Source organism: Bradyrhizobium sp. HKCCYLS3013 (assembly GCF_051167615.1).
Lineage (GTDB): Bacteria > Pseudomonadota > Alphaproteobacteria > Rhizobiales > Xanthobacteraceae > Bradyrhizobium.
The window spans coordinates 24,812-51,415 of record NZ_JBNPTK010000028.1; the positions used below are offsets into that span (position 1 = coordinate 24,812).

Consider the following 26,604-nt stretch of genomic DNA (forward strand, 5'->3'; position numbering starts at 1 on the left):
GTTTTGACCGGTCTCTCGATACCCCTCGCTGTCGTCCCGGCGAACGCCGGGACCCATAACCCCAGGCAGTGGTTTGAGGCAGGCGCGGAGTGACCTTCTCGCGCAACAACGACCGACGGTGGCTATGGGTCCCGGCGTTCGCCGGGACGACACTGGAGGGTGTTGCGCTAGCGAGGGCCTACTCCTCCTGCTGCGGATCGAGCGCGTCGCGCAGGCCGTCGCCGAGGAGGTTGAGGGACAGCACCACCAGGAAGATCGCGAGCCCCGGCCAGATCGCCATCCAGGGGGCATTGGTGAGGAAGCGCTGGGCGGCGTTGAGCATGCTGCCCCAGGACGGGGCCGGCGGCTGCTGGCCCAGACCTAAGAATGACAGCGCGGCTTCGGCGATGATGGCGGCGGCGACCGACAGCGTCGCCTGCACCAGCAGCGCCGGCATGATGTTGGGCAGGATGTGCCTGACCGCGATCTGCAGGTCGGTATCGCCGACGCTGCGGGCGGCCTCGACATATTCCTCGACCTTGACGCTCAGCACCTCGCCGCGGGTCAGCCGGACGAAGATCGGCGTCGCCGAGATGCCAATCGCGATCATCGCATTGCCGAGGCTCGGGCCCAGAAACGCCGCCAGCGCGATCGCCAGGATCAGGAACGGGCAGGCCAGCATCGCGTCGGTGATGCGGCTGATCAGGGCATCGATGAAGCCGCCGCGATAGCCTGCGGTCATGCCGATGGGGACGCCGATCGCCAGCGCGATGGCGACCGAGATCGCGCCGGCCAGCAGCGAGGCGCGCGCTCCATAGATCACGCGGGCCAGCACGTCGCGGCCGAGATCGTCGGTGCCGAACCAATGCGCCGCGGACGGCGCCTTGCGCACGAGCGCCCAGCTCGTCTTGACGGGATCGTAGGGCGCCACCAGCGGCGCTGATACGGCGAGCAGGATGAAGGCCGTGATCAGGCCGAGCCCGACCATTGCGCCTTTGCGCTTTACCAGCCGGCGCCAGGTGCGCTGCATCGGCCGCTCGAGCGGGGCGAGGGCGCGCGCGCCTGATGGAGCTGACAGCGTCGTCTCGGCCATGTCAGCTCCTCAAGCGCGGATTGACGAGGACATAAGCGAGATCGGCGATCAGGTTCAGCATGATGTAGACGGTGGCGGTGACCAGCACGACGCCCTGCACGACGGCGTAGTCGCGGTTGAACACGGCGTCGACGATCAGCTTGCCGAAGCCGGGGATCGAGAAGATCTGCTCGGTCAGCACGGCGCCGGACAACAGCGTCCCGAGCTCGAGCGCGCCGAGCGTGATCACCGGCGTCAGGGCATTGCGCAGCGCGTGGCGCAGGATGACCTGGCGCTCGGAGATGCCCTTGGCGCGCGCGGTGCGGATGTAGTCGCTGCCCAGGACCTGCAGCATCGCGCTGCGGGTGTGGCGCATCAGGATCGCGGCGATGGCGTTGCCGAGCACGAAGGCCGGCATGATGGTGGCGGCGAGGCTGGCGCGCCAGTCCTCGGCGGGCGAGACGTAGCCGGAGGCGGGGAGCCAGCCGAGCTGGATCGAGAACAGGAAGATCAGCATGATGCCGAGCCAGAAGTTCGGCGTCGAGATGCCCCACAGTGCGAACAGGTTGGCGGCATAGTCCCAGGCCGTCCCGCGCTTCACGGCGGAAACGATGCCGGCGGGAATGCCGATCAGGAACGCGATCACGATCGCCATCGCCGCGAGCTGCAGGGTCACGGGCAGCTTCTGCAGGATGAGGTCGCGCACCGGCATCTTGATGCGCAGCGACTCGCCGAAATCGCCCGAGAGCACGCCCTTGATCCAGTAGCCGTACTGGACGGGCAGCGGCTGGTCGAGGCGATACTGCTTGCGGATCTGCTCGATCACGGCGGGATCGCGCTCCTCGCCGGCCATCACCAGCGCGGGATCGCCGGGCAGGAGCTGTTGCAGCGAGAAGATCAGGATCGAGACGAAGATCAAGGTCGGAATGATCTGGGCGATGCGGCGGGCGAGGAAGGTCAGCATGATCAGTGCCTCTCCCGACGCTGATGCTTGCAATCAGACTCCGGTCGTGCCGCTTGCGTTCCCTCCCCCCTTGTGGGGGAGGGACAGGGAGGGGGGTGCCCCAAGCGAGATCGGAGTGCGTGGCACCCCCCTCCCCAACCCTCCCCCACAAGGGGGGAGGGAGCGGAGTGAGTGCGGGGCGCCGGCTGCGCGTCCCAACGACCAGGTGCCACCTGACCGCTCACTTCAGCTTCAGCCCGACCACCCTCACCAGGCCGTCCGGCATCTGCTTGTAGCCCTCGAGCTTCTTGGTGTGCGCGATCAGGATGCGGCGGTGATAGAGGTAGAGGATCGGCTCGTCCTCGATCTCGAGCTTGGTCAGCTTCTCGTAGAGCGCCTTGCGCTGGGCCATGTCGGTCACCAGCCGCGCGTCGCTGAGCGCCTTGTCGGCCTCGGCATTGGCCCAGACGCTGTAGTTCTGCGGCGCGTTGCTGTGCAAGAACACGTAGCTGTTGCCGTCAGGATCGATCCGGCCGCTCCATGACAGCATGAACGCCTGATAGTCGCCGGCCTCGGCCTGCTTCAGCGAGGTCGCGAACTCCGTCACACGGATCTTCATGTCGAAGCCGGCCTCGGCGGCCATCGACTGTACCACCTGGGCGGCCGCCTCGGTCTCGGCACCCTTCGGTACCATGAAGTCGACCGCGACAGGCGTCGTCACGCCGGCCTCTTTCAGCAGCGCCTTTGCCTTCTCGACATCGCGGGCACGCACCGGGAAGGCCTTCTGATAATACGGATGCGAGGGATTGACCCATTGGTTGCCCGGCATGAATTCGCCGTTGAAGACCACCTGGTTGAGCGCCTCGCGGTCGATCGCGAGATCGAGCGCCTGGCGCACCTTGGCTGACTGGCTGAGTGGGCCCTTGGCCTTGTCCTTGCCGATGTTGAGCGTGATGCCCTGGTAACCGAGCTCGATCGCAGTCGACAGCGCAAGCCTGGAATCGGCGCGGACATCCTTGATATCGGTCGCGAGCACGCGCTCGATCAGGTCGAGGGCACCCGACTTCAGGTTCGCCAGCCGCACCGTGGCGTCGACGATCGGCTGGTAGACGATCTTGTCGATGAAGACGTTGTCCTTGTTCCAGTAGTCGGCGAACTTCTCGAACACGATCTTGTCCTGCTGGACACGTTCGACGAACTTGTACGGACCGGCGCACACCGGATGCAGGCCGAACTTGTCGCCGGCCTCCCTGGCGGCCTTCGGCGACACCATCATGCCGGCGCGGTCGGTGAACTGGGCGATCAGCGGCGAGAACGGCGCTTTCAACACCAGCTTGATCGTCAGGGGATCGACGACGTCGACATGATCGAGCGAGGCCAGCTCAGGCTTGCGGAACGAGCCGGGAAAGGTCAGGTGGCGGTCGAGCGAGAATTTGGCGGCCTCGGCGTCGAACGGCTCGCCGTCGTGAAACTTCACGCCGGGCCGCAGCTTGATGGTGACCTCCTTGCCGTCGGCGGAGGTCTCCTGCGACAGCGCCAGCTGCGGCACGATGTTGAGCTTCTCGTCGATGTCGAACAGCTTGTCGCAGGTGGCGGCGAACACGATGCGCCCGACATAGGTGCGGGCCATGGTCGGATCGAGAACGTCGGGGTCCTCGGCAAGGCCGATGCGCAAGGTGGTCTGCGCCTGCGCGGCCGGCCCCCAGGAGGCCACGACAACGGCCGCGACGGCGGCCAAGCACCAGTTCCTCATCATCCGATGTCCCCTACGAAAATGCAGCCTGCGTTTTTGCACTATCCATACCAACCCCGGTCACGCGCCGTCCTTCCGGCTCGGTCATGTCTGGCTCGCGAGCGCCGCGGCGATGCCGGCATCGATCGTGGCGCGATCCGTAATCCCCGCCGGATTGTCGCGCGTCGGCATGAACTGCCGGAACACCGCCCAATGCCTGCGGCTGACGCCTTCCAGGCGTGCGAGCTCGGCGAGCGGATCGGCGTGATCGTCGACCCGCAGATCGAGCTCGGACCATTCCTCCTTGCCGTGGACCAGGAGGGCGGCGGACTGTTTGCCGCGCTTGTCACCGCCGGCCGCCTCGCCGGCCTTCATGGCCGCGATCAGACGCTCCGCAAAGGGCAGGGCGCCATGAGCGAGAAACGCGTTCGCGGTTTCGTGCAGCACCTGCGGGCCGGCCAGCATGTTGCCGGCAATCGAAAAGCCTCGGCCTTCGAGATGGCCGCACCAGTCGATGCAGTCGCGGCCGGTGTGGGCGGCAATCTGGCCGTTGCGATCGAGGATGTGGAGCTGGCGGCTCTCGCGGCCGGGATCGGCAGATGTCAGCAGTTGCACGATCTCGCGCGGATGCCGGCCGTCGCGCAGCAGCGTGACGCCGTCGATACCGTAGTAGGGATTGACCAGCGCCTGTGTGGCGATGCCGCCGTGGCCGGCGACGATGAAGGGCACGCGCGCGCCGACGGCGAAGAAGCGGGTGGCGACGGCGATGCCGATCCGGCCGGTGAAATCGTCCTTGGCAATGATCGACCAGGTCATCGTCGCGTTGCTCTCTTATCGTCCGGCGGCGTAACCCTGCATGCCCCGTGGATTGGCCGCGGCGCGGCGGCGGCGGCCGACACGTGATGCGGCCGTGAGCCGGCCTTCCGACCAGTCCGGACCGACCTCGACGACATGGCCGCGGCGGCGCAACTCCTCGACGGTCGCCTTGGGCACGCGGTTTTCGACCACGAGCACGCCGGGGCGTGCGGTGCGCGGCCAGAACGAGATCGGGAAGTGCTCGGAGTGCCACGCCGGGGCGTCGATCGCTTCCTGCAGGTTCATGCCGGCATGGACGTGGCGCAGGAAGAACTGCGTGTTCCACTGGTCCTGCTGGTCGCCTCCGGGAGAGCCCCAGGCCACATAGGGCTCGCCGTCGCGCAGCGCCATGGTCGGCGACAGCGTCGTGCGCGGCCGCTTGCCGGGGACCAGCGCCGCCGGATGATCCTCCTCGAGCCAGAACATCTGCGCGCGTGTGCCGAGACAGAAGCCAAGCTCGGGGATGACCGGCGAGGATTGCAGCCAGCCGCCGGACGGCGTCGCCGAGATCATGTTGCCTTGGGAATCGATGATGTCGAAATGCACGGTGTCGCCGCGCACCTCGCCGAAGCGGCCGACGGTCGGCTCGCCCGAGCCCATCGCGCCGACGGCCTCGCGGTGGCCTTGCGCCTCGCGCAGCGTCACCTTGGCGCCGTAGCCGTCGAGCGTGCCGGGCCGCAGCTCGAGCGAGGCCTTGTCGGTGATCAGCTTGCGCCGCGCGTCGTTGTAGGCATCGGACAGCAGCGTCTGGATCGGAATGTCGGCGAAGTTCGGATCGCCGTAGAACGCCTCGCGATCGGCGAACGCCAGCTTGGCGGCTTCGATCTGCCAATGGATGAAGTCCGGTCCGGTCGGATCGAGGCCGTCGAGCGCAAAGCCCTTGAGCAGCGCAAGCTGCTGCAGCAGCACCGGACCCTGGCTCCAGACGCCGGCCTTGCAGACGGTGTAGCGGCCGTACTCATAGGTCAGCGGCGCCTCGATCGTCGGTTGCCAGCGCGCCATGTCGTCGGCGGTCAGCACGCCCTTGTGACGCGCGCCCGAGACGTCCATCACCTCCTGGGTCCGGCAGAAGCGGTCGATCGCCTCAGCGACGAAGCCGTGCGACCAGGCCTTGCGGGCTCGCTCGATCTGCGCGTCGCGATCAGCACCCGCGCTTTCGCCTTCGCTCAGAATGCGCGCGTAGGTTTCGGCGAGCTTGGGATTGGTGAACAGCGTGCCCGGCCGCGGCACGTTGCCGTTGGGCAGATAGAGCGCGGCCGAGGTCGGCCAATGCGTCTTGAACAACTGCTCGACGGTCTGGATCGTCGCCGAGACGCGTTCGACCAGCGGATAGCCGTCGCGCGCATAGCATATCGCCGGCTCCAGTACGTCGCGCAGCCGCATCGTCCCATAGTCGCGCAGCAGCAGCATCCAGGACTCGAACGTGCCGGGGACGCAGGCCGCGAGCAGGCCGGTGCCGGGCACCATGTCCAAGCCTTCGCGCTTGTAGTGCGCGATGGTGGCGCCCGATGGCGCCGGGCCCTGGCCGCAGATGACCTCGGTGCGGCCGCGCCTGACGTCGTGCAGGATGATCGGCACGTCGCCGCCGGGCCCGTTGAGATGCGGCTCGACGACTTGCAACGTAAAGGCCGCCGCGACGCCGGCGTCGAAGGCGTTGCCGCCGCGCTCCAGCATCGCCATGCCCACCGCGGTGGCGAGCCAGTGCGTGGAGGTGACGACGCCGAAGGTGCCGTCGATCTCGGGGCGGGTCGTGAAGGGATCGGGGTTGATGAAGCTCATGGCGCCCTTTGATCTATCTTATTAGTCGCCGTCATTGCGAGCGAAGCGAAGCAATCCAGGGTCCAGGTTGACGCCCCTGGATTGCTTCGTCGCTTCGCTCCTCGCAATGACGACCTCATTCAAATTCCGTCGTGCTGCTTCACGCCACCGATGCCGTCACAACGGCCGTGTCGGCCGGCTGGTTCACCGCATGACAGGCCACACCTCCGATCAGCTCCGGTGCCTTCTGCCGGCACAGATCGAACGCCAGGGGACAACGCGGGTTGAAGGTGCATCCCGCAGGCGGGTTGATCGGGTTCGGGATCTCGCCCTTGACCGGAATGCGCTGGCGGCCGGACATCGACAGGTCTGGGACGGCGCCGAGCAGCATCTTGGTGTAGGGCATGCGCGGATCGTTGAAGAGGGTGCGGCCGTCGGCGATCTCGACGATGCGGCCGAGATACATCACGCCGATGCGGCTCGCCATGTGACGCACGACCGCGAGATTGTGGCTGATGAACAGATAGGTCAGGCCGAACTTGTCCTGCAGATCGCGCATCAGATTGAGGATCTGCGCCTGTACGGAGACGTCGAGCGCCGAGGTCGGCTCGTCGCAGACGATGAACTCGGCCTCGGAGGCGAGCGCGCGCGCGATCGCGATGCGCTGGCGCTGGCCGCCGGAGAATTCGTGCGGGAATTTCTGGCCGTCGTCGGGATGCAGGCCGACCAGGGTCAGGAGCTCGCCGACACGGTCCTTGATCTGGCGTTCGCCCTCGATGATGTCGAAGGCACGGATCGGCTCGGCGATGATGCTGTCGACCCGGAAGCGCGGGTTGAGGCTGGCATAGGGATCCTGGAACACCATCTGGATGCGCCGGCGCAGCTTGCGCCGCACCTGCGCCTGGCGCGCTTCGCTCATCGACACGCCGTCGATGATAACCTCGCCCGACGTCGGCGCCAGCAGCCCGACCACCATGCGCGCGACCGTGGTCTTGCCCGAGCCGGATTCGCCCACCAGCGCGAAGGTCTCGCCCTTCCTGATGCCGAAGCTGACGCCATCGACCGCCTTCAGGAATTCCTGCGGCTGGCGCTCGATCACGCGGTTGAGCCAGGGCTTCGAGACGTCGAACACCCGGCGCAGATCCCTGACCTCGACGAAGTCGCTCATGCCGCGGTCTCCGTCGCGCGATCATACAGATGGCAGGCGACCGCCTGCGTGCCCTGGCGCAGTGGCTCCGGCCGGTCGACGCGGCAGCGGTCGAAGGCTGCGCTGCAGCGCGGATTGAACGAGCAGCCTGGCGGGATGGCCGACAGCCGCGGCATGGAGCCTGGGATCTGCACCAGCCGCTTCTCCTCGCCTGCGAGCGTGGGGATCGCGCCCATCAGGCCCTTGGCGTAGGGGTGCAGCGGGTTCTGGATCACCTCCTGCACCGGGCCGATCTCGGCGACGCGGCCGGCATACATCACCGCGACGCGGTCGCAGGTCTCGGCGATGACGCCCATGTCGTGGGTCACCAGCATCACGGCGGTGCCGTGGTCGCGGCCGAGCCGCTTGATCAGCGAGATGATCTGCGCCTGCACGGAGACGTCGAGCGCGGTGGTCGGCTCGTCGGCGATGATCAGCTCGGGCTCGGCGCACAGCGCGAGTGCGATCACGACGCGCTGGCGCATGCCGCCGGAGAATTCGTGCGGATAGCCGTCGATGCGCTTCTCGGGCGCGGGAATGCCCACCTCGGCGAGCAGGTCGATGGCGCGCTTGCGCGCCTGCTGGTCGGTGAGGTTGGTGTGGGTCCTGATGGTCTCGATGATCTGGTCGCCGACACGATACAGCGGATTGAGCGAGGTCAGCGGATCCTGGAAGATCATGCCGATGCGCTTGCCGCGCACCTTGCGCATCTCCTCCGGCGGCAGGTTGTCGATGCGCAGCCCGGAGAGCTGAATCTCGCCGCCGGAGATGCGGCCCGGAGGATCGATCAGGCCGATCACGGCAAGGCCGGTGACGGATTTGCCGGCGCCGGATTCGCCGACGACGCCGAGCACCTCGCCCTTGGCGATGTCGTAGGAGACGCCGTCGATCGCGCGCAGGGTGCCGCGCCGGGTCGCAAACTCGACCTGCAGATTGCGCACGGACAGAACGGGGGCGGTCATGAGCTCGAGCCTCGGAAGGACGCAATCACGCGGGTCATCGCAGTTTCGGGTTGAGGGCGTCGCGCAGCCAGTCGCCGAGCAGGTTGATCGCGAGGATCAGCCCGGCGAGCGCGATGCCGGGGAAGGCGACGATCCACCATTCGCCGGCGAACAGATAGTTGTTGCCGATCCGGATCAGGGTCCCGAGCGACGGCATCGTCTCCGGCATGCCCGAGCCGAGGAACGACAGGGTCGCCTCGGTGATGATCGCCAGCGCGAGGTTGATGGTGGCGATCACCAGCACGGGACCAGTGGTGTTGGGCAGCACGTGGCGCAGCATGATGACGGGCGCGGGCAGGCCGATCAGTTGTGCGGCGGCGACGTAGTCCTTGTTCTTCTCGACCAGCACAGAGCTGCGCACCGTGCGCGCATACTGCACCCAGAAGGAGAGGCCGATCGCCAGCACCAGCACGACCAGCATGCTGAGCCAGTCCAGCCGGTTGCCGGAGACGGACTTGGCGATGCCGTTGACCAAGAGCGCAATCAGGATCGGCGGAAAGGTCAGCTGGACGTCGGCGATGCGCATGATCACGGTGTCGACCCGGCCGCCGAAATAGCCCGCGATCAGGCCGAGGCCGATGCCGAGCGCACCGGAAAAGGCGACGCCGAGAATGCCGACCAGGAGCGAGATGCGCAGGCCGTAGAGGATGGCCGAGAGCACGTCACGGCCCTGCTCGTCGGTGCCCAGCAGGAACGGGCTCTGCCCGTCGGCGGTCCACAGCGGCGAGATGCGCGAGTTCAGGAGCTGCAACTGCGCCGGGTCGAACGGGTTCTGCGGCGACAGCAGCGGCGCGAAGATCGCCAGCAGGAAGAACAGCAGCGTGATCACGGCCGCGGCGACCGTCAGCTTCGAGCGGCGGAACGAGTAGAACAGGTCGCTCGCAAACGCACGCTTCAGCCAGCCGTCGGCGGCGCGCGGCGTCTCGACCGGCGTGGGGTGGGGGAGGGCTGCGTCGCTCATGATCAGGCCGGACGGCTGATGGTCGCGCGCAGGCGCGGATCGACCACGGTGTAGAGGATATCAACCACGAGATTGATGGTGACGAAGATCAGCGACACCATCATCAGGTAGGCCGCCATGATCGGGATATCGACGTTCTGCACGGCCTGCACGAACAGCAGGCCCATGCCCGGCCATTGGAACACCTGCTCGGTGATGATCGAGAACGCGATCACCGAACCGAACTGCAGGCCGACCACGGTGATCACCGGCACCAGCGTGTTGCGCAGCGCGTGGCCGAAATGGATCGCGCGCGTGGTCAGCCCGCGGGCACGGGCGAAGCGGATGTAGTCGGTGCGCAGCACCTCGAGCATCTCGGCGCGGACCAGCCGCATGATCAGGGTCATCTGGAACAGGCCGAGCGTGATCGAGGGCATGATCAATGCCTTCCAGCCGGAGACGGTGAATAGGCCCGATGTCCACCAGCCCAGCCTGACGGTATCGCCGCGGCCGAACGACGGCAGCCAGCCGAGCGTGACCGAGAACAGATAGATCAGCAGGATGCCGATCAGGAAGGTCGGCAGGGAGATGCCAATCAGCGACAGCATCTGGAACAGCTTGGCGAGCAGGGAGTCGCGGTGCAGCGCCGAGAACACGCCCATCAGGATGCCGAAGACCAGCGCCAGGATCGTCGCGCAGACCGCGAGCTCCAGGGTGGCGGGCATGCGCTCCTTGAGCAGATCGGAGACCGGCTGCCGGAACTGATAGGAGACGCCGAACTTGAACTGCGCCGCGTCGAACAGATAGCGACCGAACTGCACGATGAAGGGATCGTCGAGCCCGAGCGACTGGCGGATGCTGGCCCGTTCCGCGGCCGACGCGTCGATCGGCACCAGCTGGCTCACCGGATCTCCGGCGAAGCGGAACATGGCGAACGCGATGATTCCGACGGCGATCATGACGCCGATGGCCTGAATTGCTCGGCGAAGCGCGAAGGCGAGCATCTGATCCTTTCAGGTCCTTCGAGATGCGGCGGCGCGTAGCACCTGCCGCAGGAAATGAAAAGTCCCGAAAAGCAGTTCTGCTTTCCGGGACTCGTCGTCGCTTGTGGACTACTCGGTCTTGGTGGCGAGGAACAGCAGCACGGCGTTGTCGGCGCGCAGCGGAATCTTCACCTTCTTCGAGACGCCCCAGGCCACTGCCTGCTGATGCAGCGGGATGTAGCCGTAATCCTTGATGCCGATCTCGAACGCCTGCTTGATCAGTTGATTGCGCTTGGCGGTGTCGGTCTCGACCAGGACCTTGTCGGTCAGGGCGTCGAACTCCTTGTTGCAGTAATTGCCGAGATTGGCCTCGCCCCGGGTCGGGTCCTTGGCGTCGTCACGGCAGCCCATGATGTCGTGCATCACGTTGTGCGCGTCCATCGAGGAGGGCGTCCAGCCGAGCAGGAAGAACGAGGTGTTGTAGCCGCCGGGCTTAAGTACCTTGGCGAAGTACTGCGCCTTGGGCTGGGCGTTCAGGTTCACCTTGACCCCGATGCGGGCGAGCATGCCGACCACGGCCTGGCAGATCGCGGCGTCGTTGACGTAGCGGTCGTTCGGGCAGTCCATGCCGACCTCGAAGCCGTCGGGATAGCCGGCCTCGGTCAGGAGCTTCTTGGCCGCGTCCGGATCGTATTTCGGCCGCGTGAACTCCTTCGACAGCGGGAACAGCTCCGGCGCGATCATCAGCGCCGACGGCGTCGACAGGCCGCGCATGACGCGGGTCTTGATCAGCTCGACGTCGATCGCCTTGTAGAAGGCCTCGCGCACGCGGATGTCCTTGAACGGGTTCTTGCCCTTGACGTTCGAGTACAACAGCTCGTCGCGCGTCTCGTCCATGCCGAGGAAGATCGTGCGCAGCTCCGGTCCCTTCAGGACATGGGCGTTCGGGCTGGAATCGACGCGGCCGATATCCTGCACCGGGACCGGCTCGATGATGTCGACCTCGCCGGACAGCAGCGCCGCGACGCGCGTGGCGTCGGAAGCGATGGTGGTGAACACGATCTCCTTCAAATTGTGCTCGGGCTTGCCCCACCAGTTCGGATTGACCTTGAACACGGTCTTCACGCCGGGCTGATGGCTCTCGATGATGAAGGGGCCGGTGCCGTTCTCATGCAGCGCGGCGTAGCTCGGCGTGGTTGCCGACACCGGCGTCGGCGCGACCGAGTTGTTGTCCTCGCACCACTTCTTGCTCATGATGTACCACGTATCCCATTGCGAGATCAGGATGGGATTGGGGGCATCGAGCTTCACGTCGACGGTGTAGTCGTCGACCTTGATGAATTTTGCGTCCGGCGGAACGTTGGAGAGGAAGTTGGAGCCGGTGGCGCGGACGCGATCGGCGGAGAAGATCACGTCGTCGGCGGTGAAAGGTTCGCCATTGTGGAACTTGACGCCCTTGCGCAGATGGAAGCGCCAGCGGGTCGGCTCGGGCGTTTCCCAGCTCTCGGCCAGCGCGGGGATGATCTTCAGATCCTTGTCGCGCGCGGTCAGCCCCTCATAGACGTGAGCATGGTGCGCAATCGTGGTCGATTCCTTGAAGGTGTAGGGATCGAGCGATTTCAGGGTGCCCTGGTTGGCATAGCGCAGGGTCTGGGCCGAGGCCGGCATGACGGCGAGGCCGAATGCGACCGCTGCCGCGATGAGCAGGGATTTGCGTCCCGACATATGTCCAAATTCTCCGCGTTTGACGCTTGGTTTTTCGGCAGGCGCGATTGTGTCCGGCCTGCTTTGCTTCGAAGTTCGTGTTGTCTGCAGCGCCTCTTGCACGAACTTCAAGAAGCAACAAGACGCCGGGCGATATGCTTGCAAGTCTGATGCCGCGCCGGAATGAACTGATCCCGTTGGCTCTGGCCTGGCGGTGCGCCGTACGACCCGCGGCAGATCGATCCGAATATGTTGCCAGAGTTCAGCGGCGGCACACAAGTGCAGTTTGTTTAAGCCTAAACGATATGGTTATCCCCCGCGGCCGCTGTGCAGCGCACGCGAGCGGCGGCGTCCGGATTGGGCTGACGGCCCGCCGGATTGACCATGTCCCGGGAATTGCGCACCTGCAGCAACGCGCCGCTTGCTAGAGGGGGGCCGGCGCGGCGATACTGGACATCCCTGCCGCGGGTCCGGGATGGGCGTTCCTTGTGAAGGGAGCCCGGCCCGGGCCTGGCGTCGGGATGGTTCGAACAGCGGAGCGGACATGAAAGTCAATATCGAGATCGATTGCACACCGCTCGAAGCGCGGCAGTTTTTCGGACTTCCCGATGTCGGTCCGATGCAGGCCGCGGTCATGGACCGGCTGCAGAATCAGATGACGAGCAACATCGACAAGCTCACGCCCGAAGCCATCATGCAGAGCTGGTTCACGTTCGATCCTCGCCTGGCCGAACGGTTTCAGGACCTGATGCTGACCATGACAGGCCTCGGCGGCAGCCGTTCGAGCGACAAGAAGTCGGCCTGACGAGGCAAACGGCTGCTCGGATTTCGCTCGCGCGGAACTTCGAGGAGAAGCGGCGTGACGTCACGGCATGGAGCAGGCTCCACGCCGGAGCCGAAGACCGGTCGAAAAAGGCCGGCTGAACAGCTTCAGGGGAGGATGCATGACCGATCCGTCTTGGATGCCGGCGCTGCAGTTCGCGACCACCAACGGCATTCGCATGGGCTATTACGAAGCGGGGCCCGTCAGCGACAGGCCGCCGATGATCCTCTGTCACGGTTGGCCGGAGTTGGCCTTCTCGTGGCGGCATCAGATCAGGGCGCTGGCCGAGGCCGGCATCCGCGTCATCGCACCCGACCAGCGCGGCTATGGCGCGACCGACCGGCCGGAGCCGGTCGAGGCCTATGACCTCGAGCATCTCACCGCCGACCTCGTCGGCCTGCTCGATCATCTCAACATCGACAAGGCGATCTTCGTCGGACACGATTGGGGCGGCTTCGTCGTCTGGCAGATGCCGCTGCGATACCCCGATCGAGTCGCGGGCGTGGTCGGCATCAACACGCCGCATCTGCCGCGCGCGCCTGCCGATCCCATCGCCATCATGCGCAAGCGGTTCGGCGACATGATGTACATCGTGCAGTTCCAGGATCCCGCACGCGAGCCGGACCGCATCTTCGGCAGCCGCGTCGGGGAGACCTTCGATGCGTTCATGCGCAAGCCGCTGCCGCGCAGCGATGCGCCGCCGACGGAGCCGCCGGCCGGCGGGATCGCAGCGTCGCCGTCGCTCAATCTGGCGTTCCCGCAGATGATCGCGGCCTATGACGCCGCCAAGGACACGCGGCAGCCGATCCTGTCGGAGGCCGAGAAGCAGGTGTTCGTCGACACCTTCACGCGCACCGGCTTCACCGGCGGCATCAACTGGTATCGCAACATGACGCGCAACTGGCAGCGCGCCGAAGGGCTCGACCATACGGTGCGCGTGCCGTCGCTGATGATCATGGCGGAGAACGACGCCGTGCTGCCGCCCTCGGCCACGGACGGCATGGAGAAGCTTGTCCCGGACCTGGAGAAATATCTCGTCCGCGACAGCGGCCACTGGACGCAGCAGGAGCAGCCGGAGGAGGTGAGCGCCAAGCTGATCGAATGGCGGCGAAGAAGGTTCGGTTAGGGGCTTCCGGCGGTTCGTTTGAAGAACGGCTGAGACACAGACTCGCGTCGCGTGAGGCAATAGCGACCCTCAGCAACATGTGTCGTCCCGGACAAGCCTGTCGACGCAACGCGTCGGCAGGCGCCGATCCGGGACCCATAACCACAGGCCCGGATGGCTGAAGCGGGCTGGAGCCGCAGCCCGTCGCCATCACCAAAGCCGGTGGTTATGGGTCCCGGCGTTCGCCGGGACGACAGCTCGTTTCCGGGCGGCGGCGGTGACCACCGACTGCCATTCTACGCCGCCTGCGCATTCGCGCCGTGCGCGTGCGCGGCGATGGCGTCGATGATCTGCGGCCACATCGGCCGCGGGGTGGCGTGACCCATGCCGTCGATCATCAGGAGCTTGGCATTCGGAATCGACTCCGCGGTGTCCTTGCCGGCGGTGGGATGAACCAGCGGGTCGACCTTGCCGTGGATCACGAGTGTCGGCGCGGTCACCAGATGCAGCCGCGGCTTGCGGCTGCCGGAGGCCAGGATCGCGCGCAACTGACGTCCGACGCCGGCGGGATTGATGCCGCGCGCGAAGCAGCGTTCGGCGAGCGCCACGTCACTTGCCTCGTCCTCGGGGAAGGAGCCGACGCGCAGCGCCTTCCAGGTCCTCTGGAAGCGCCTGATGTACTCGTCCTTGGTCTTCGGTGGCGGCGCCATCAGCAGCATCGCGACCTCGCGCGTCGGCGGCGGGATGCGCGGATTGCCGGTCGTCGACATGATCGATGTCAGTGAGCGCACGCGATGCGGAAAGGAGATCGCGATCTCCTGCGCGATCATGCCGCCCATCGACGCGCCGACCAGATGCGCCGACTTGATGTCGAGTGCGTCCATCAGGCCGACCGTGTCCTTGGCCATGTCGAGCAGCTTGTAGGGCGCGGCGACGGGAATGTTGAAGAAGCGCAGCTTGAGCAGCTCGAACGGCGTCAGGCGGCGTCCGCCATGCAGCTTGCTCGACTGGCCGATGTCGCGGTTGTCGAAGCGGATCACGCGAAAGCCGCAGCTTGCGAGCTGTTCGCAGAACTCATCGTACCAGATGATCATCTGCCCGCCGAGGCCCATGATCAGCACGAGAGGAGGGGCCGCCGGGTCGCCGAAGATCTCGTAGCAGATGTCGATACCGTTGGCGCGCACGGTCTGCGGCGGCTGATGAGCATTTGCAGTCACGACGATCCCTCGTTCAAGGCCAACAGGCCATCTATGGCATGGTTCCGCCGACAGAGAGAAGCGGCCCCATGATCCTCCCGCATCGCAGCGATGACGTGCTATGATAGGTTGTGTTGAGTCTCCGCGTGGCCTGAAGGAGCGTGCCGATGGTGAACAAGTCCGGCGATCCGATCGCATTCTGGCAGCAGATGGTCGGTGAGATGCAGAAGAGCTTCACGGCCTTCACGCGATTGCGCCCGCTGGGCGCGGCCCGCTCATCCTCCGACGATCCTGCAACTGGTTCTGGAAACGGACAGAAGCCCATGGCCGATCTGATGGAAAACTACTTCGCCGGCATGAACGTGCCGAGCCGCGGTCAACTGACTGCGCTCAACGAGCGGCTGGCGTCGATCGAAGGCGAACTGGCGGAGACGCGGGCGCTGTTGAAGGAGCTGCTGGGCGCCGCGAAGGTGCCGCTGCCGGCATCGAAACCGCCGGTGGATCTCGCTCCCCAGTTGAATGAGATCAAGAGCTTGCTCGACGCGCTTCTCGCCGCATCCAAGGCGCAGCCGGTTGCGCCGGCTCCGGTCGACGTCACGCCTGAGCTCAACGAGATCAAGGCCTTGCTCAACGAGCTTGTTGCCACATCCAAAGCGCCGCCCCCCGGAACGAAGCCTGCCATCGATGTCACGCCCCAGTTGAGCGAGATCAAGGGGCTGCTCGACCAGATTCTGAAGGCGGCGCAGCCGTCCGGTCCTGCCCCGATGGCGTCCATCGAGGCGCAGCTGCGCGAGATCCGGGAGGTGCTCGACAGGGTGATGAAACCGTCGCCGCCGGCGGAACCAGAACCCGCGGCGGTCGAGACCGCGCCGGGAACGGCCGAGCCGGTCCGGCCCGGAAAGTCTCGCAACAAGAAGCATGGGGGCGGCCCTGATCGAGGCTCGCGCCAAGGCAATGATGCGCCGTCGGGCACTTGAGCGGGGACGGCCTTTCCCCCATCCTCCCTGGATGGTGCATTGCAACATTTTTGTTGCGATGCACTATGTATGCTGGTATAGCTGAGTCACTCCGGTTTCATAAGGGACGGAGCGAGCCATAGCTCAGAAGCATTGAGGATGGAGACAGCCATGACCACCGAGACCAATACCGTGTTCGACACCGTCAAGGATGCCTTTGCGCCGGTGACCGACGCGTTCAAGAACCTGCAGACGATGGAAGTGCCGGAGTCCGCGCGGGAGTTCGTCAAGAAGACCGCGTCGACCGCCAAGGAGCGCGCTGCGGAGGCCTTCGCTGGCTCCGAGAAGGTGACGTCGGCGATCGAAACCGCCGTGTTCGACGGCGTGACCGAGGCCGGCAAGATCAGCCGCAACATCCAGCAGGCGCTGTATCAGGACACCGAAGCGTTCTTCGACGGCCTGGACAAGCTGGCGTCCGCGAAGTCGATCAGCGAAGCCGTTCAGATCCAGGGTGAGCTGGCCCGTGCCCGTGGCGAGGCGCTCGTCGCCCGCGCCAAGTCGACCAGCGAGTATGTCGGCAAGCTCGTCACCGATGGTGCCAAGCTCGCGCAGGAGAACATGGCCAAGGCCTACAACAAGACCGCCTGATCGCCTTGCGCGTCAGTCGATCCATCTGCAAGGCCCGCTCCATGCGGGCCTTTTCTTTTGCGATCGGGCGAAACCGGCTAAAGCCTGCACCATGCCGCAGCCGCTGTCCCGCATCGTCCATGAGCTCAAGAGCGAGCCGTCGCGCACGGGCTCGCTGATCATCACCGTGTTCGGCGACGCCATCGTGCCGCGCGGCGGCAGCGTCTGGCTCGGCAGTCTGCTGGCCTTCTTCGAAGGGCTCGCGATCGACGGCAGCGTGGTGCGCACCGCGATGTCGCGGCTGACGGCGGAAGGCTGGTTCGAGCGGACGAAGAGCGGCCGCAACAGCTTCTATCGCCTGACCCGGCGCGGCGAGCAAACCTTTGCCGGCGCCACCCGCCACATCTACGATTCGCCGCCGGCGGAATGGAATGGCAGCTTCGAACTGCTGCTCATCGGCAGCGCTGATGACCGCGAGCAGGCGCGGATCGCGCTGCGCGACGCCGGCTTCGGCAGCCCGCTGCCGGGCGTGTTCGTGGCGCCCTCGAGCATCGCCGTGCCGGACGCGGTGGAGGGGGCGATCCGCCTGCAGGCCTCCGCAGGCTCGGATATGGCGCGGCGGCTGGTCGCCGAGAGCTGGGCACTGGAGCGGACTGCGGAAGCCTATCGCAAGTTCAGCGCCTCCTTTGCGCCGCTCAAGGCCAGCATCGAACGCGGCGAGCCGCTGTCCGACGGCCAGGCCTTCACCGCCCGGATCCTGCTGATCCATCACTACCGCCGCATCGTGCTGCGCGATCCCTTGCTGCCGGCCGAGCTGCTGCCTGGGAATTGGCCGGGACGACAAGCGCGTGTGCTCTGCGGCGACATCTACCGGCTGCTGCTGCCGGGTTCCGAGCGATGGCTCGACGCTCACGCGACCAATGAAGAGGGGCCTTTGCCTGCGGCCGGCGCGACGCTGCTGCGGCGGTTCGCCGATGCTCATGAGGTGGGCTGATATATTACAGAATTCGATTGCACGGATAAAATCTCGTTATATATTGGCGGCAACCAAGTCCTGGGAGGACGCCGCCGCATGTACACGCAGGCGCTCAATTCGCCCGAGGAGGGCAGCTTCGCCGAGGACGCCGGACGCGCCTCGCGCTTTCAGGCGCGCATCGATGCCGAGGAGCGCATCGAGCCGAACGACTGGATGCCGTCGGCCTATCGTAAGACGCTGGTCCGGCAGATTTCCCAGCACGCCCATTCCGAGATCGTCGGCATGCTGCCCGAGGGCAACTGGATCACGCGCGCGCCGAGCCTGCGCCGCAAGGCGGCGTTGCTCGCCAAGGTCCAGGACGAATGCGGCCATGGGCTGTATCTCTACGCCGCGGCCGAGACGCTTGGCGCCTCGCGCGAGGAACTGGTTGACGCGATGCTGGCCGGCAAGGCCAAGTACTCCTCGATCTTCAACTACCCGACCTTGACCTGGGCGGATATCGGCGTGATCGGCTGGCTGGTCGATGGCGCCGCGATCATGAACCAGATCCCGCTGTGCCGCTGCTCCTACGGCCCCTATGCGCGCGCGATGATCCGCGTCTGCAAGGAGGAATCGTTCCACCAGCGCCAGGGCTACGAGATCATGCTCACGCTCTGCCGCGGCACGCCCGAGCAGAAGGCGATGGCGCAGGATGCGTTGAACAGATGGTGGTGGCCGGTGCTGATGATGTTCGGCCCGCCGGATCAGGCCAGCCAGCACAGCGACGCCTCGACGAAGTGGAAGATCAAGCGCTTCTCCAATGACGAGCTGCGCCAGAAGTTCATCGATGCCACCGTGCCGCAGGCGCAGTATCTCGGCCTGACGATTCCCGATCCCGCGATGACGCAGGACGAGCAGGGCCACTGGCGGCACGGTCCGATCGACTGGAACGAGTTCAAGCAGGTGCTGGCCGGCAACGGCCCGTGCAACCGCGACCGTATGGCGGCGCGCCGCAAGGCGCATGCCGACGGCGCGTGGGTGCGCGAAGCCGCGGCCGCCTACGCCGAGAAGCGCGCGCAGCGCCGGATGGCGCAGGCCGCCGAATAGACAAGGGAGAGCGAGATGGCGACGCCGAACACGCCGTTGTGGGAGGTCTTCATCCGCAGCCGCAACGGGCTCGCGCACAAGCATTGCGGCTCGCTGCATGCGCCGGACGCGACCATGGCGCTGCAGGCCGCGCGCGACCTCTACACCCGCCGCGGCGAGGGCCTGTCGATCTGGGTGGTGCCGTCGAGCGCGATCACCGCGTCCGATCCCACCGACAAGGGCATGATGTTCGAGCCGGCGGAAACGAAGATCTATCGGCACCCGACCTTTTATGAAGTGCCCGAGGAAGTCGGACATATGTAGGTGCAACTCCTCATGGTGAGGAGGCGCGCAGCGCCGTCTCGAACCATGAGGCCCGATATCGCTTGTGGCCCATCCTCGAGACGCCCGCCTGCGGCGGGCTCCTGGAGGAGGTCAAATGCGTGGCTTCAGAGGCGAAACGTCATGACCGCCCCCTCGATCAATGTCTCCGAAACGCCGCTGGTGCTCTACACCTTGCGCCGCGCCGATGATGCGCTGATCCTCGGTCATCGCCTCTCCGAATGGTGCGGCCACGCGCCCATGCTCGAAGAGGACATGGCGCTGTCCAACATGGCGCTCGACCTGATCGGCCAGGCGCGCGAGCTCTATGGCTACGCGGCAAAGGTCGAGGGCCGCGACAATGACGAGGATAAGCTCGCTTATCTCCGGGACGTCAGGCAGTACCGCAACCTGCTGCTGGTCGAGCGTCCGAATGGCGATTTCGCGCACACGATGGTGCGGCAGCTGTTCTACGCGGCTTTCGCCGATCTGTATTGGCGCGGCATGATGGGCTCGACCGATGCGACGCTCGCCGCCATCGCGGCCAAGTCGGAGAAGGAATCCGCCTATCATCTGCGCCATGCCAGCGAGTGGGTGATCCGGCTCGGGGACGGCACCGACGAGAGCCACCGCCGCGCGCAGGCCGCGGTCGACGATCTCTGGGCGTACACCGGCGAGATGTTCAGCGTCGACGACTCCGAGCGCGGACTGATCGATGCCGGCATCGCGATCGACCCGACGATGCTGCTGCCGGAATGGCTGTCGATCGTCTCGCATGTCGCGCGCGAGGCGACCATCGTGCTGCCTGAGAACGACTGGATGCAGCAGGGCGGCCGCGACGGCCGCCACAGCGAGCATCTCGGCCATCTCCTCAGCGAGCTGCAATACATGCAGCGCAGCTTCCCCGGTGCGACGTGGTAGTCGCCGACACCAGTCCTGCCGAACTCCGCCAGCGCGCCTGGGAGGCGGCGGCGTCGGTGGCCGATCCGGAAATCCCGGTGCTGACGATCGACGATCTCGGCGTGCTGCGCGAGGTCGAGGTGGTCGGGGAACGGGTGGAGGTCGCGATCACGCCGACCTATTCCGGCTGCCCGGCGATGAACATGATCGCGCTGGAGATCGAGCTGGCGCTGGAGCGCGCCGGCTTCCGCGAGGCCAGCGTGCGCATTGTGCTGTCGCCGGCCTGGACCACGGACTGGATGAGCGAGGAAGGGCGACGCAAGCTGCGGGAGTACGGCATCGCGCCGCCGCCGCCGTCGAGTGGCCGGCGCGCGCTGTTTGGTGTGGCCGAGGTGGCGTGTCCGCAATGCGGGTCTGATGACACCGAGCAACTCGCCGAGTTCGGCTCGACCTCGTGCAAGGCGTTGTGGCGCTGCAGATCGTGCCGCGAGCCGTTCGATTACTTCAAGTGTCACTGATGCTAAAGCCGTCATCGCGAGCGCAGCGACGCGATCCAGGGCCACGCCCGGAGCCCTGGATTGCTTCGTCGCTTCGCTCCTCGCAATGACGTGAGGATGGGTTCGATGTCGACAACGCCGCGCTTTCACCGTCTCGCCATCCGTGACCTGCGCCGGGAGGCACCGGATGCGGTGTCGCTGACGTTTGCCATTCCAAACGAACTCGCGGACGACTATCGCTTCGCGCCCGGACAGTATCTCACGCTGAAGACGACGCTCGGCGGCGAGGAAGTCCGGCGCTCTTATTCGATCTGCTCCGGCCCCGATGACAACGAGATCCGCATCGCCGTGAAGCGCGTCGATGGCGGCGCGTTCTCGAGCTTCGTCACCGACGAATTGAAGCGCGGCGACGAGATCGACGTGATGACGCCGACCGGACGTTTTGGCGTGGCGCTGGATCCTGCGGCGGCGCGCACCCATGTCGGATTTGCCGCTGGCTCGGGCATCACGCCGATCCTGTCGATCGTGAAGGCCGTGCTGGCGCGCGAACCGGACAGCCGCTTCTTCCTGTTCTACGGCAACCGCACGACCGCCGGCATGCTGTTCCGCGAGCAACTGGAGGAGCTGAAGGATCGCTTCCTCGACCGCTTCTCGGTGTTCCACGTCATCTCCGGCGAGGAGCAGGATCTTCCGATCCTGCACGGTCGTCTCGACGGCGAAAAGGTGCGCATGCTCTTGCGCTCGCTGGTGCCGGCGGAGACGGTCGACCACGTTTTCATCTGCGGTCCGACCGGGATGAGCGAGGACATCGAGGCTGCCTGCCACATCCTCGGCATTGCCGACGAGCGCATCCACGTCGAGCGCTTCGTCTCCGGTGCGGGCGGCAAGCCGCGGCCGAGAGCTGTCGTGCCCGATACGGCGCCGCCCAAGGCGGTCGCCGCCCTGATCATCGACGGCAAGCGCCGCGAGGTCCCGGTCGCCGACGGCGAGGCCATCCTCGACGCCGCACTCCGCGCCGGCGTCGACCTGCCATTCGCCTGCAAGGGCGGCATGTGCTCCACCTGCCGCGCCAAGCTGGTCGAAGGCAAGGCCGAGATGGAGCTGAACTACTCGCTGGAGCCGTGGGAGCTCAAGGCCGGATTCGTGCTGACGTGCCAGGCCAAGCCGGTGACGGAGCGGGTGGTGGTGGATTACGATCATATGTGAGATGGCGATGTATGGAGCGGGACTCGTCGTTCGAGATGCGCCTTCGGCGCTCCTCACCATGAGGGGTGACAGCGCGGCGCACTCCCCAACTACCCCACCGGCCGCTTGTCCTTGATCCGTTTCGCCTTGCCGGCCGAGCGCTCCAGCGTGTCTGGTGCCACCACCTTCACCTTGGCGGTCAGGCCGATGGTGTTCTTGATGTGGATCGAGATCCGCTCGGCGTGCGCGCCGAGGCCGGTCTCGTCCCAGTGCTCCGGGCGCGACTCCGCGTAGATCGTCAGCTCGTCCATGCGGCCTTCGCGGGTCAGCTCCAGCATGAAATGGCCGCCGCACCATTCGGTCGACAGCAGGATCTCCTCGATCTGCGACGGAAACAGATTCACGCCGCGCAGGATGATCATGTCGTCGGAACGGCCCGTGACCTTCTCCATGCGGCGCATGCCCGGCCGCGCGGTGCCCGGCAGCAGCCGCGTCAGATCGCGGGTGCGATAGCGGATGACGGGAAAGGCCTCCTTGGTCAACGAGGTGAACACCAGCTCGCCGATCTCGCCGTCGGGCAGCACCTTGCCGGTGTCGGGATCGACGATCTCCGGATAGAAATGATCCTCCCAGATGTGCAGCCCGTCCTTGGTCTCCAGGCATTCCTGCGCCACACCCGGACCGATCACCTCGGACAGGCCGTAGATGTCGGTGGCGTCCATCGCGAACGCATCCTCGATCTCGGCGCGCATCGCATTGGTCCATGGCTCGGCGCCGAAGATGCCGATCTTGAGCGAGCTCTGCCGCGGGTCGAGCCCCTGGCGCTTGAACTCGTCGAGGATGGCCAGCATGTAGCTCGGCGTCACCGTGATGATGTCGGGCCTGAAATCATTGATCAACTGCACCTGCCGCTCGGTCATGCCGCCGGAGATCGGCACCACCGTGCAGCCGAGCTGCTCGGCGCCGTAATGGACGCCGAGACCGCCGGTGAACAGGCCGTAACCATAGGCATTGTGGATGATCATGCCGCTGCGGCCGCCGGCAGCGCGGATCGAGCGCGCCATGACGGTGGACCAGGTCGCGATATCGTTGCGGGTATAGCCGACCACGATCGGCTTGCCCGTCGTGCCCGACGAGGCATGCACCCGCACCAGTTGCTCGCGCGGCACTGCGAACATGTTGAACGGGTAATTGTCGCGCAGGTCCGTCTTGACCGTGAACGGAAACTTGGCGAGGTCGGCGAGCTCGCGGAAGTCGGAGGGATGCACGCCAGCCTTGTCGAAGGCGCGACGGTAATGGGCGACGTTGTCATAGGCGTGCGTCAGCGACCAGGCGAGGCGCCTGGTCTGCAGCGCCATGATCTCGTCGCGCGAGGCGCGCTCGGTCGCGTCCATCTCGGGCACGTAAGCGCCGGCCGATTGCAGCTTGGTCATGGTCAGATCCTCCGGCGGAGCGGCGATGGCAAGGAGCGGGTCAGCGGGCAGCCTCGGGTGCGCCGGACGGGACCAGCGTGCCGCCGATGCTGCGGGAATGGCCGCGAAACTCCGCGATCACGGTGTCTTCAGCGGTGACGCGAACGTCGTAGATGCCGGAGCGGCCGCTGCGCGACACCTCGCTGGCGCGGGCGGTCAGCACATCGCCGAGCTTGCCCGGCCGGATGAAGCTGATACTGCCCTGGGCCGCCACGGTGCGGTCATTGTGGGAGTTGCAGGCGAACGCGAACGCGGAATCGGCCAGCGTGAAGATGAAGCCGCCATGGGCGATGCCGTGGCCGTTGACCATGTGCGGCTGGATGGTCATGCGCAGCGTCGCGCAGCCCGGGCCGATTTCGATGATCTGCATGCCCAGGCCCTGGCTGGCGCGATCGTCCTGCCACATGGCGTCGGCGCAAGCGCGGGCGAGCGCGTCGGGGGAGAGCGGGGCCGCGCCACTCACCGGCGAGCCCCCGGCGGCGAACAGGCCAAGATCGGCGCATGAGGATGCGCTGGTGACACCACGGCATTCTCTCCCGTTGATGCTTGTTGGAACAAGCATTCTGAACTAGTTAAGCTCGATATCGTGGCGAATAATCCGCGCGCGTCAAGCGAAAGCGGTGCTTGCGCAGCCCGCGTGCCGCCGCCTCTTTTCCGCAACCAGAAGGACTCCTGCGCGTGCCGGAAGCTGCTGATGTCGCCGTCGTAACCGGTCTCGGTATCGGCCTGGTCTATGGCGTGGTGGGGCTGCTCAGCGGCTTCTGCATGATGAGCAGCCTGCGCGGCTGGTGGGCCGACGGCGACAGCCGCCTGGTGCGAAGTTACGCCCTGGCGATGGGCATCGCCATCATCGCCACACAGCTGCTCGCGGCCAACGGCGCCGTCGATCTCGGCAAGTCGATCTATCTGCAGCCGACCTTCTCGGTGCCGCTGATGTTCGCCGGCGGTGTCCTGTTCGGCTACGGCATGGTGCTCGCCAATGGCTGCGGCTCGCGCGCGCTGGTGCTGCTCGGCCGCGGCAATCTGCGCTCCTTCGTTGTCGTGACGGTGCTGGCGATCGCCGCCGAGATGACCTTGAAGGGCCTGATCGCGCCGCTGCGCATCGCGCTGATGCAGGGCTCGCAGACCACGGCGACCGCGACGTCGCTGCCGGCCGTGCTCTCGGTCGGTGGCCTGCATGGTGCAGCGGCGCGGCTGCTGTCGGCGCTCGCGCTCGGCGGCGCGCTGATCGTCTTCGCCTTTGCGCATGCGCCCTTCCGGCGCGCGCCCGGCCAGATGCTCGCGGGCCTCATCGTCGGCCTGCTGATCGCAGCCGGCTGGTTCGCGACCGGCTATCTCGGCGCGGACGATTTCAACCCCGTGCCGGTGGCGTCCCTGACCTTCGTCGCGCCGATCGCCGATGCCCTGCAATACATCATGCTGTCGACCGGCTCGACCGCGAATTTCGGCATCGCCACCGTGGCCGGGGTGCTCGCCGGCAGCCTCGTTACCGCCGTGGCGACGCGCCGCTTCAAGCTCGAGGGCTTTCATTCGCCGCAGCATATGCTGCGCTCGGCGGGCGGCGCCGCGCTGATGGGCATCGGCGGCGTGATGGCGCTGGGCTGCTCGGTCGGGCAGGGGCTCACGGGACTGTCGACCCTGGCGCTGCCCTCGTTCGTCGCCATCGCCGGCATCTTCATCGGCACGGCGGCCGGCCTGCGCGGAGCGTTGCGCGTCAGGCCGCTGAAGATCGAGCCGCAGGCGGCGCGTTGATCACTCCGCCGCGCGCGTGACGATGCGGATCTCCGACGTCAGCGTCCGGTGCACCGGGCATTTGTCGGCGATCTCCAACAGCTTCCTGCGCTGCTCCTCATCGAGCGCGCCGTCGAGGTGGATCTCGCGGTCGAGCTGATCGATCAGCCCGACCTTGGTCTCGCATTCCGCGCAATCTTCCGCATGGATCTTGCTGTGGCGCAGGGTGACCGTGATGCGGTCGAGCGGCAGGGATTTGCGGTCGGCATAGAGCCGCATCGTCATCGAGGTGCAGGCGCCGAGCGCCGCGAGCAGCAGGTCGTAGGGGCCCGGGCCGGTATCCTGGCCGCCGACGGAGAGCGGCTCGTCAGCGGTGAGATGATGCGGGCCGAGCGCGATGGCCTGCTGCAGCTTGCTCGACCTGGTCTCGCGCACGACCACGTCGCGCGGGCCATCCGCGGGCGCCGGCTCGGCGGCCTCCGGCGCGACGTAGCGGCCGGCCCAGCTCGCGATCACCTCGGCGATGTAGGCGGCGTCCTCCTTCCCGCTGATGAGATGATCGGCGTGATCGAGCGAGATGAAGCTCTTGGGATGCCTGGCGGCGACGAAGATCTTCGTTGCGTTGTCGATGCCGACGGTGTCGTCGAGGGGCGAGTGCATCACCAGCAGCGCCTTGTGCAGATGCTTGATCTTGTCGAGCAGGCGCTGCTCGGCGATGTCGTCGAGGAAGGAGCTGCTGATCCGGAACGGGCGCCCCGCGAGCGAGACCTCGGCCGAGCCGTCGCGGCGGATCGCCTCGAGTCGGTCCTTGAACAGCGCCGTCACATGGGCCGGATCCGACGGCGCCGCGATCGTCACCACCGCCTTCGCATCGGGGATGTCGCCGGCCGCGGCCAGCACGGCGGCGCCGCCGAGGCTGTGGCCGATCAGGATGGCCGGCGCCTGCCGCGTTTCACGCAGATGATTGGCGGCGCGGACGAGGTCGGCGACGTTGGAGGAGAACGTCGTGTTGGCGAAGTCGCCTTCGCTGGAGCCGAGGCCGGTGAAGTCGAACCGCAGCACGGCGATGCCATGCGCCGTCAGCGCCATGGCGATGCGCCGCGCGGCGTGGGTGTCCTTGCCGCAGGAGAAGCAATGCGCGAACAGCGCGTAAGCGCGCGGCGCGCCGCCGGGCAGATCGAGCGCGGCAGAAAGCTTGTCGCCGCTGGCGCCTTCAAACTGGAAACGTTCGGTCGGCATGATGTGGTCCCCATTTGTTGCGTCTTCACGGCCGCTCGAGGCGACGACACCGCATCGTCTCACATCGTCATACAACAGATATGGCCATACGCGCAGACATGATGGCGCATTCTCGCGGCCCGCACGGCCCGAGCTTTGCGGCTATTCGCCCTCTTGAAACGAGAGGGCGCAGGGAAGGCCGGGAGCCTGCCGCCCCCATGGCCCGCCTGCGGAAAAAATGCAGGCGGCAGAACCACAGGTTCGGCTGAGGACATCCCGGCCTTCCCTGCGCAATGGTTGGAACGGCTTATACGCGCTCTTGTGTGTTCGAAACCTGCCAGAATGTGCGAACGGGCGGTTCTGACCAACCGCCCGTCGC

At 66.3% G+C, this 26,604-nt stretch carries 25 protein-coding genes; 11 read left to right on the forward strand and 14 right to left on the reverse strand.

The features are described from left to right. Nucleotides 1-178 precede the first annotated feature (178 nt). From ACQR1F_RS30855 to ACQR1F_RS30900, 10 genes are all read right to left on the reverse strand, one after another. On the reverse strand, nt 179-1,009 hold the full coding sequence (locus ACQR1F_RS30855; RefSeq protein ID WP_316239533.1) for an ABC transporter permease: 831 nt from the start codon (nt 1,007-1,009) through the stop codon (nt 179-181). A 64-nt stretch (nt 1,010-1,073) separates the two neighbouring features. Continuing rightward, the gene (locus tag ACQR1F_RS30860; RefSeq protein WP_316218879.1) at nt 1,074-2,015 is read right to left on the reverse strand and encodes an ABC transporter permease; all 942 of its coding nucleotides are present in this window, start codon (nt 2,013-2,015) and stop codon (nt 1,074-1,076) included. 220 nt (nt 2,016-2,235) lie between these two features. Then, nucleotides 2,236-3,747 carry an ABC transporter substrate-binding protein gene (locus ACQR1F_RS30865; protein WP_434914459.1) on the reverse strand — a complete coding sequence of 504 codons (1,512 nt, stop codon included), beginning with the start codon at nt 3,745-3,747 and terminating at the stop codon, nt 2,236-2,238. Nucleotides 3,748-3,831: 84 nt separating this feature from the next. Beyond that, nucleotides 3,832-4,542, reverse strand: coding sequence for a DUF1028 domain-containing protein (locus ACQR1F_RS30870; RefSeq protein WP_434914460.1), 711 nt, complete (start codon nt 4,540-4,542; stop codon nt 3,832-3,834). Nucleotides 4,543-4,557: 15 nt separating this feature from the next. Beyond that, nucleotides 4,558-6,360 (reverse strand): gamma-glutamyltransferase family protein, encoded by a 1,803-nt coding sequence (locus tag ACQR1F_RS30875; RefSeq protein ID WP_434914461.1) that lies wholly within the window; start codon nt 6,358-6,360, stop codon nt 4,558-4,560. 139 nt (nt 6,361-6,499) lie between these two features. After that, complete coding sequence (locus ACQR1F_RS30880) at nt 6,500-7,507, reverse strand: ABC transporter ATP-binding protein (protein ID WP_434914462.1); 1,008 nt, start codon at nt 7,505-7,507, stop codon at nt 6,500-6,502. Next, a complete protein-coding gene (locus ACQR1F_RS30885) occupies nt 7,504-8,487 on the reverse strand; it encodes an ABC transporter ATP-binding protein (RefSeq protein ID WP_434914463.1) in 984 nt (327 codons plus the stop codon). The genes ACQR1F_RS30880 and ACQR1F_RS30885 overlap by 4 nt, the downstream gene beginning before the upstream one ends. Before the next feature lie 34 nt (nt 8,488-8,521). Further along, on the reverse strand, nt 8,522-9,487 hold the full coding sequence (locus ACQR1F_RS30890) for an ABC transporter permease (protein WP_316183420.1): 966 nt from the start codon (nt 9,485-9,487) through the stop codon (nt 8,522-8,524). Nucleotides 9,488-9,489: 2 nt separating this feature from the next. Then, nucleotides 9,490-10,470, reverse strand: coding sequence for an ABC transporter permease (locus tag ACQR1F_RS30895; RefSeq protein WP_434882875.1), 981 nt, complete (start codon nt 10,468-10,470; stop codon nt 9,490-9,492). Between the two features lie 108 nt (nt 10,471-10,578). Next, nucleotides 10,579-12,174, reverse strand: coding sequence for an ABC transporter substrate-binding protein (locus tag ACQR1F_RS30900; RefSeq protein ID WP_315801360.1), 1,596 nt, complete (start codon nt 12,172-12,174; stop codon nt 10,579-10,581). 523 nt (nt 12,175-12,697) lie between these two features. Between ACQR1F_RS30900 and ACQR1F_RS30905 the strand changes: the two genes are divergently transcribed. Both ACQR1F_RS30905 and ACQR1F_RS30910 read left to right on the forward strand, forming a co-directional pair. Next, nucleotides 12,698-12,958: a DUF6489 family protein gene (locus ACQR1F_RS30905; protein ID WP_315801359.1), complete on the forward strand. Its 261-nt coding sequence runs from the start codon at nt 12,698-12,700 to the stop codon at nt 12,956-12,958. A gap of 139 nt (nt 12,959-13,097) precedes the next feature. Next, the gene (locus tag ACQR1F_RS30910; protein ID WP_434914464.1) at nt 13,098-14,102 is read left to right on the forward strand and encodes an alpha/beta fold hydrolase; all 1,005 of its coding nucleotides are present in this window, start codon (nt 13,098-13,100) and stop codon (nt 14,100-14,102) included. Between the two features lie 275 nt (nt 14,103-14,377). Here ACQR1F_RS30910 and ACQR1F_RS30915 read toward each other — a convergent pair whose 3' ends face one another. After that, on the reverse strand, nt 14,378-15,298 hold the full coding sequence (locus ACQR1F_RS30915; protein WP_434891263.1) for an alpha/beta fold hydrolase: 921 nt from the start codon (nt 15,296-15,298) through the stop codon (nt 14,378-14,380). Between the two features lie 146 nt (nt 15,299-15,444). On the opposite strand from ACQR1F_RS30915, the gene ACQR1F_RS30920 reads away from it, so the two are divergent. From ACQR1F_RS30920 to paaE, 8 genes are all read left to right on the forward strand, one after another. Continuing rightward, on the forward strand, nt 15,445-16,254 hold the full coding sequence (locus tag ACQR1F_RS30920) for a hypothetical protein (protein WP_434914465.1): 810 nt from the start codon (nt 15,445-15,447) through the stop codon (nt 16,252-16,254). 150 nt (nt 16,255-16,404) lie between these two features. Then, the gene (locus ACQR1F_RS30925; RefSeq protein WP_434873705.1) at nt 16,405-16,881 is read left to right on the forward strand and encodes a phasin; all 477 of its coding nucleotides are present in this window, start codon (nt 16,405-16,407) and stop codon (nt 16,879-16,881) included. Nucleotides 16,882-16,972: 91 nt separating this feature from the next. Next, nucleotides 16,973-17,854 (forward strand): phenylacetic acid degradation operon negative regulatory protein PaaX, encoded by an 882-nt coding sequence (gene paaX / locus ACQR1F_RS30930; protein ID WP_434914466.1) that lies wholly within the window; start codon nt 16,973-16,975, stop codon nt 17,852-17,854. Between the two features lie 78 nt (nt 17,855-17,932). Continuing rightward, on the forward strand, nt 17,933-18,922 hold the full coding sequence (gene paaA, locus ACQR1F_RS30935; RefSeq protein ID WP_434840532.1) for a 1,2-phenylacetyl-CoA epoxidase subunit PaaA: 990 nt from the start codon (nt 17,933-17,935) through the stop codon (nt 18,920-18,922). Nucleotides 18,923-18,937: 15 nt separating this feature from the next. Beyond that, nucleotides 18,938-19,225 (forward strand): 1,2-phenylacetyl-CoA epoxidase subunit PaaB, encoded by a 288-nt coding sequence (gene paaB / locus ACQR1F_RS30940; protein WP_434914467.1) that lies wholly within the window; start codon nt 18,938-18,940, stop codon nt 19,223-19,225. A 141-nt stretch (nt 19,226-19,366) separates the two neighbouring features. Then, on the forward strand, nt 19,367-20,143 hold the full coding sequence (gene paaC / locus ACQR1F_RS30945; RefSeq protein WP_434914468.1) for a 1,2-phenylacetyl-CoA epoxidase subunit PaaC: 777 nt from the start codon (nt 19,367-19,369) through the stop codon (nt 20,141-20,143). After that, nucleotides 20,137-20,640, forward strand: a complete 504-nt coding sequence (paaD, locus tag ACQR1F_RS30950) for a 1,2-phenylacetyl-CoA epoxidase subunit PaaD (protein WP_315801351.1) — start codon at nt 20,137-20,139, stop codon at nt 20,638-20,640. The genes paaC and paaD overlap by 7 nt, the downstream gene beginning before the upstream one ends. A 105-nt stretch (nt 20,641-20,745) precedes the next feature. Then, nucleotides 20,746-21,825 carry a 1,2-phenylacetyl-CoA epoxidase subunit PaaE gene (paaE, locus tag ACQR1F_RS30955; protein WP_316183429.1) on the forward strand — a complete coding sequence of 360 codons (1,080 nt, stop codon included), beginning with the start codon at nt 20,746-20,748 and terminating at the stop codon, nt 21,823-21,825. 89 nt (nt 21,826-21,914) lie between these two features. On the opposite strand, the gene paaK is transcribed toward paaE, so the two are convergent. Next, nucleotides 21,915-23,237, reverse strand: coding sequence for a phenylacetate--CoA ligase PaaK (gene paaK / locus ACQR1F_RS30960; protein WP_434914469.1), 1,323 nt, complete (start codon nt 23,235-23,237; stop codon nt 21,915-21,917). Nucleotides 23,238-23,277: 40 nt separating this feature from the next. Then, nucleotides 23,278-23,739: a hydroxyphenylacetyl-CoA thioesterase PaaI gene (gene paaI, locus ACQR1F_RS30965; protein WP_434914470.1), complete on the reverse strand. Its 462-nt coding sequence runs from the start codon at nt 23,737-23,739 to the stop codon at nt 23,278-23,280. Between the two features lie 215 nt (nt 23,740-23,954). Between paaI and ACQR1F_RS30970 the strand changes: the two genes are divergently transcribed. Continuing rightward, nucleotides 23,955-25,028, forward strand: coding sequence for a YeeE/YedE family protein (locus tag ACQR1F_RS30970; RefSeq protein WP_434914471.1), 1,074 nt, complete (start codon nt 23,955-23,957; stop codon nt 25,026-25,028). On the opposite strand, the gene ACQR1F_RS30975 is transcribed toward ACQR1F_RS30970, so the two are convergent. After that, nucleotides 25,029-26,246 carry a bifunctional alpha/beta hydrolase/OsmC family protein gene (locus ACQR1F_RS30975; protein ID WP_434914472.1) on the reverse strand — a complete coding sequence of 406 codons (1,218 nt, stop codon included), beginning with the start codon at nt 26,244-26,246 and terminating at the stop codon, nt 25,029-25,031. Nucleotides 26,247-26,604: the final 358 nt, after the last annotated feature.

Coding starts and splice junctions, on each gene's coding strand:
- ACQR1F_RS30855 (WP_316239533.1), bottom strand. CDS start 1,009: ATGCAGCGCACCTGGCGCCGGCTGGTAAAGCGCAAAGGCGCAATGGTC.
- ACQR1F_RS30860 (WP_316218879.1), bottom strand. CDS start 2,015: ATGCTGACCTTCCTCGCCCGCCGCATCGCCCAGATCATTCCGACCTTG.
- ACQR1F_RS30865 (WP_434914459.1), bottom strand. CDS start 3,747: ATGAGGAACTGGTGCTTGGCCGCCGTCGCGGCCGTTGTCGTGGCCTCC.
- ACQR1F_RS30870 (WP_434914460.1), bottom strand. CDS start 4,542: ATGACCTGGTCGATCATTGCCAAGGACGATTTCACCGGCCGGATCGGC.
- ACQR1F_RS30875 (WP_434914461.1), bottom strand. CDS start 6,360: ATGAGCTTCATCAACCCCGATCCCTTCACGACCCGCCCCGAGATCGAC.
- ACQR1F_RS30880 (WP_434914462.1), bottom strand. CDS start 7,507: ATGAGCGACTTCGTCGAGGTCAGGGATCTGCGCCGGGTGTTCGACGTC.
- ACQR1F_RS30885 (WP_434914463.1), bottom strand. CDS start 8,487: ATGACCGCCCCCGTTCTGTCCGTGCGCAATCTGCAGGTCGAGTTTGCG.
- ACQR1F_RS30890 (WP_316183420.1), bottom strand. CDS start 9,487: ATGAGCGACGCAGCCCTCCCCCACCCCACGCCGGTCGAGACGCCGCGC.
- ACQR1F_RS30895 (WP_434882875.1), bottom strand. CDS start 10,470: ATGCTCGCCTTCGCGCTTCGCCGAGCAATTCAGGCCATCGGCGTCATG.
- ACQR1F_RS30900 (WP_315801360.1), bottom strand. CDS start 12,174: ATGTCGGGACGCAAATCCCTGCTCATCGCGGCAGCGGTCGCATTCGGC.
- ACQR1F_RS30905 (WP_315801359.1), top strand. CDS start 12,698: ATGAAAGTCAATATCGAGATCGATTGCACACCGCTCGAAGCGCGGCAG.
- ACQR1F_RS30910 (WP_434914464.1), top strand. CDS start 13,098: ATGACCGATCCGTCTTGGATGCCGGCGCTGCAGTTCGCGACCACCAAC.
- ACQR1F_RS30920 (WP_434914465.1), top strand. CDS start 15,445: ATGGTGAACAAGTCCGGCGATCCGATCGCATTCTGGCAGCAGATGGTC.
- ACQR1F_RS30925 (WP_434873705.1), top strand. CDS start 16,405: ATGACCACCGAGACCAATACCGTGTTCGACACCGTCAAGGATGCCTTT.
- paaX (WP_434914466.1), top strand. CDS start 16,973: ATGCCGCAGCCGCTGTCCCGCATCGTCCATGAGCTCAAGAGCGAGCCG.
- paaA (WP_434840532.1), top strand. CDS start 17,933: ATGTACACGCAGGCGCTCAATTCGCCCGAGGAGGGCAGCTTCGCCGAG.
- paaB (WP_434914467.1), top strand. CDS start 18,938: ATGGCGACGCCGAACACGCCGTTGTGGGAGGTCTTCATCCGCAGCCGC.
- paaC (WP_434914468.1), top strand. CDS start 19,367: ATGACCGCCCCCTCGATCAATGTCTCCGAAACGCCGCTGGTGCTCTAC.
- paaE (WP_316183429.1), top strand. CDS start 20,746: ATGTCGACAACGCCGCGCTTTCACCGTCTCGCCATCCGTGACCTGCGC.
- paaK (WP_434914469.1), bottom strand. CDS start 23,237: ATGACCAAGCTGCAATCGGCCGGCGCTTACGTGCCCGAGATGGACGCG.
- ACQR1F_RS30975 (WP_434914472.1), bottom strand. CDS start 26,246: ATGCCGACCGAACGTTTCCAGTTTGAAGGCGCCAGCGGCGACAAGCTT.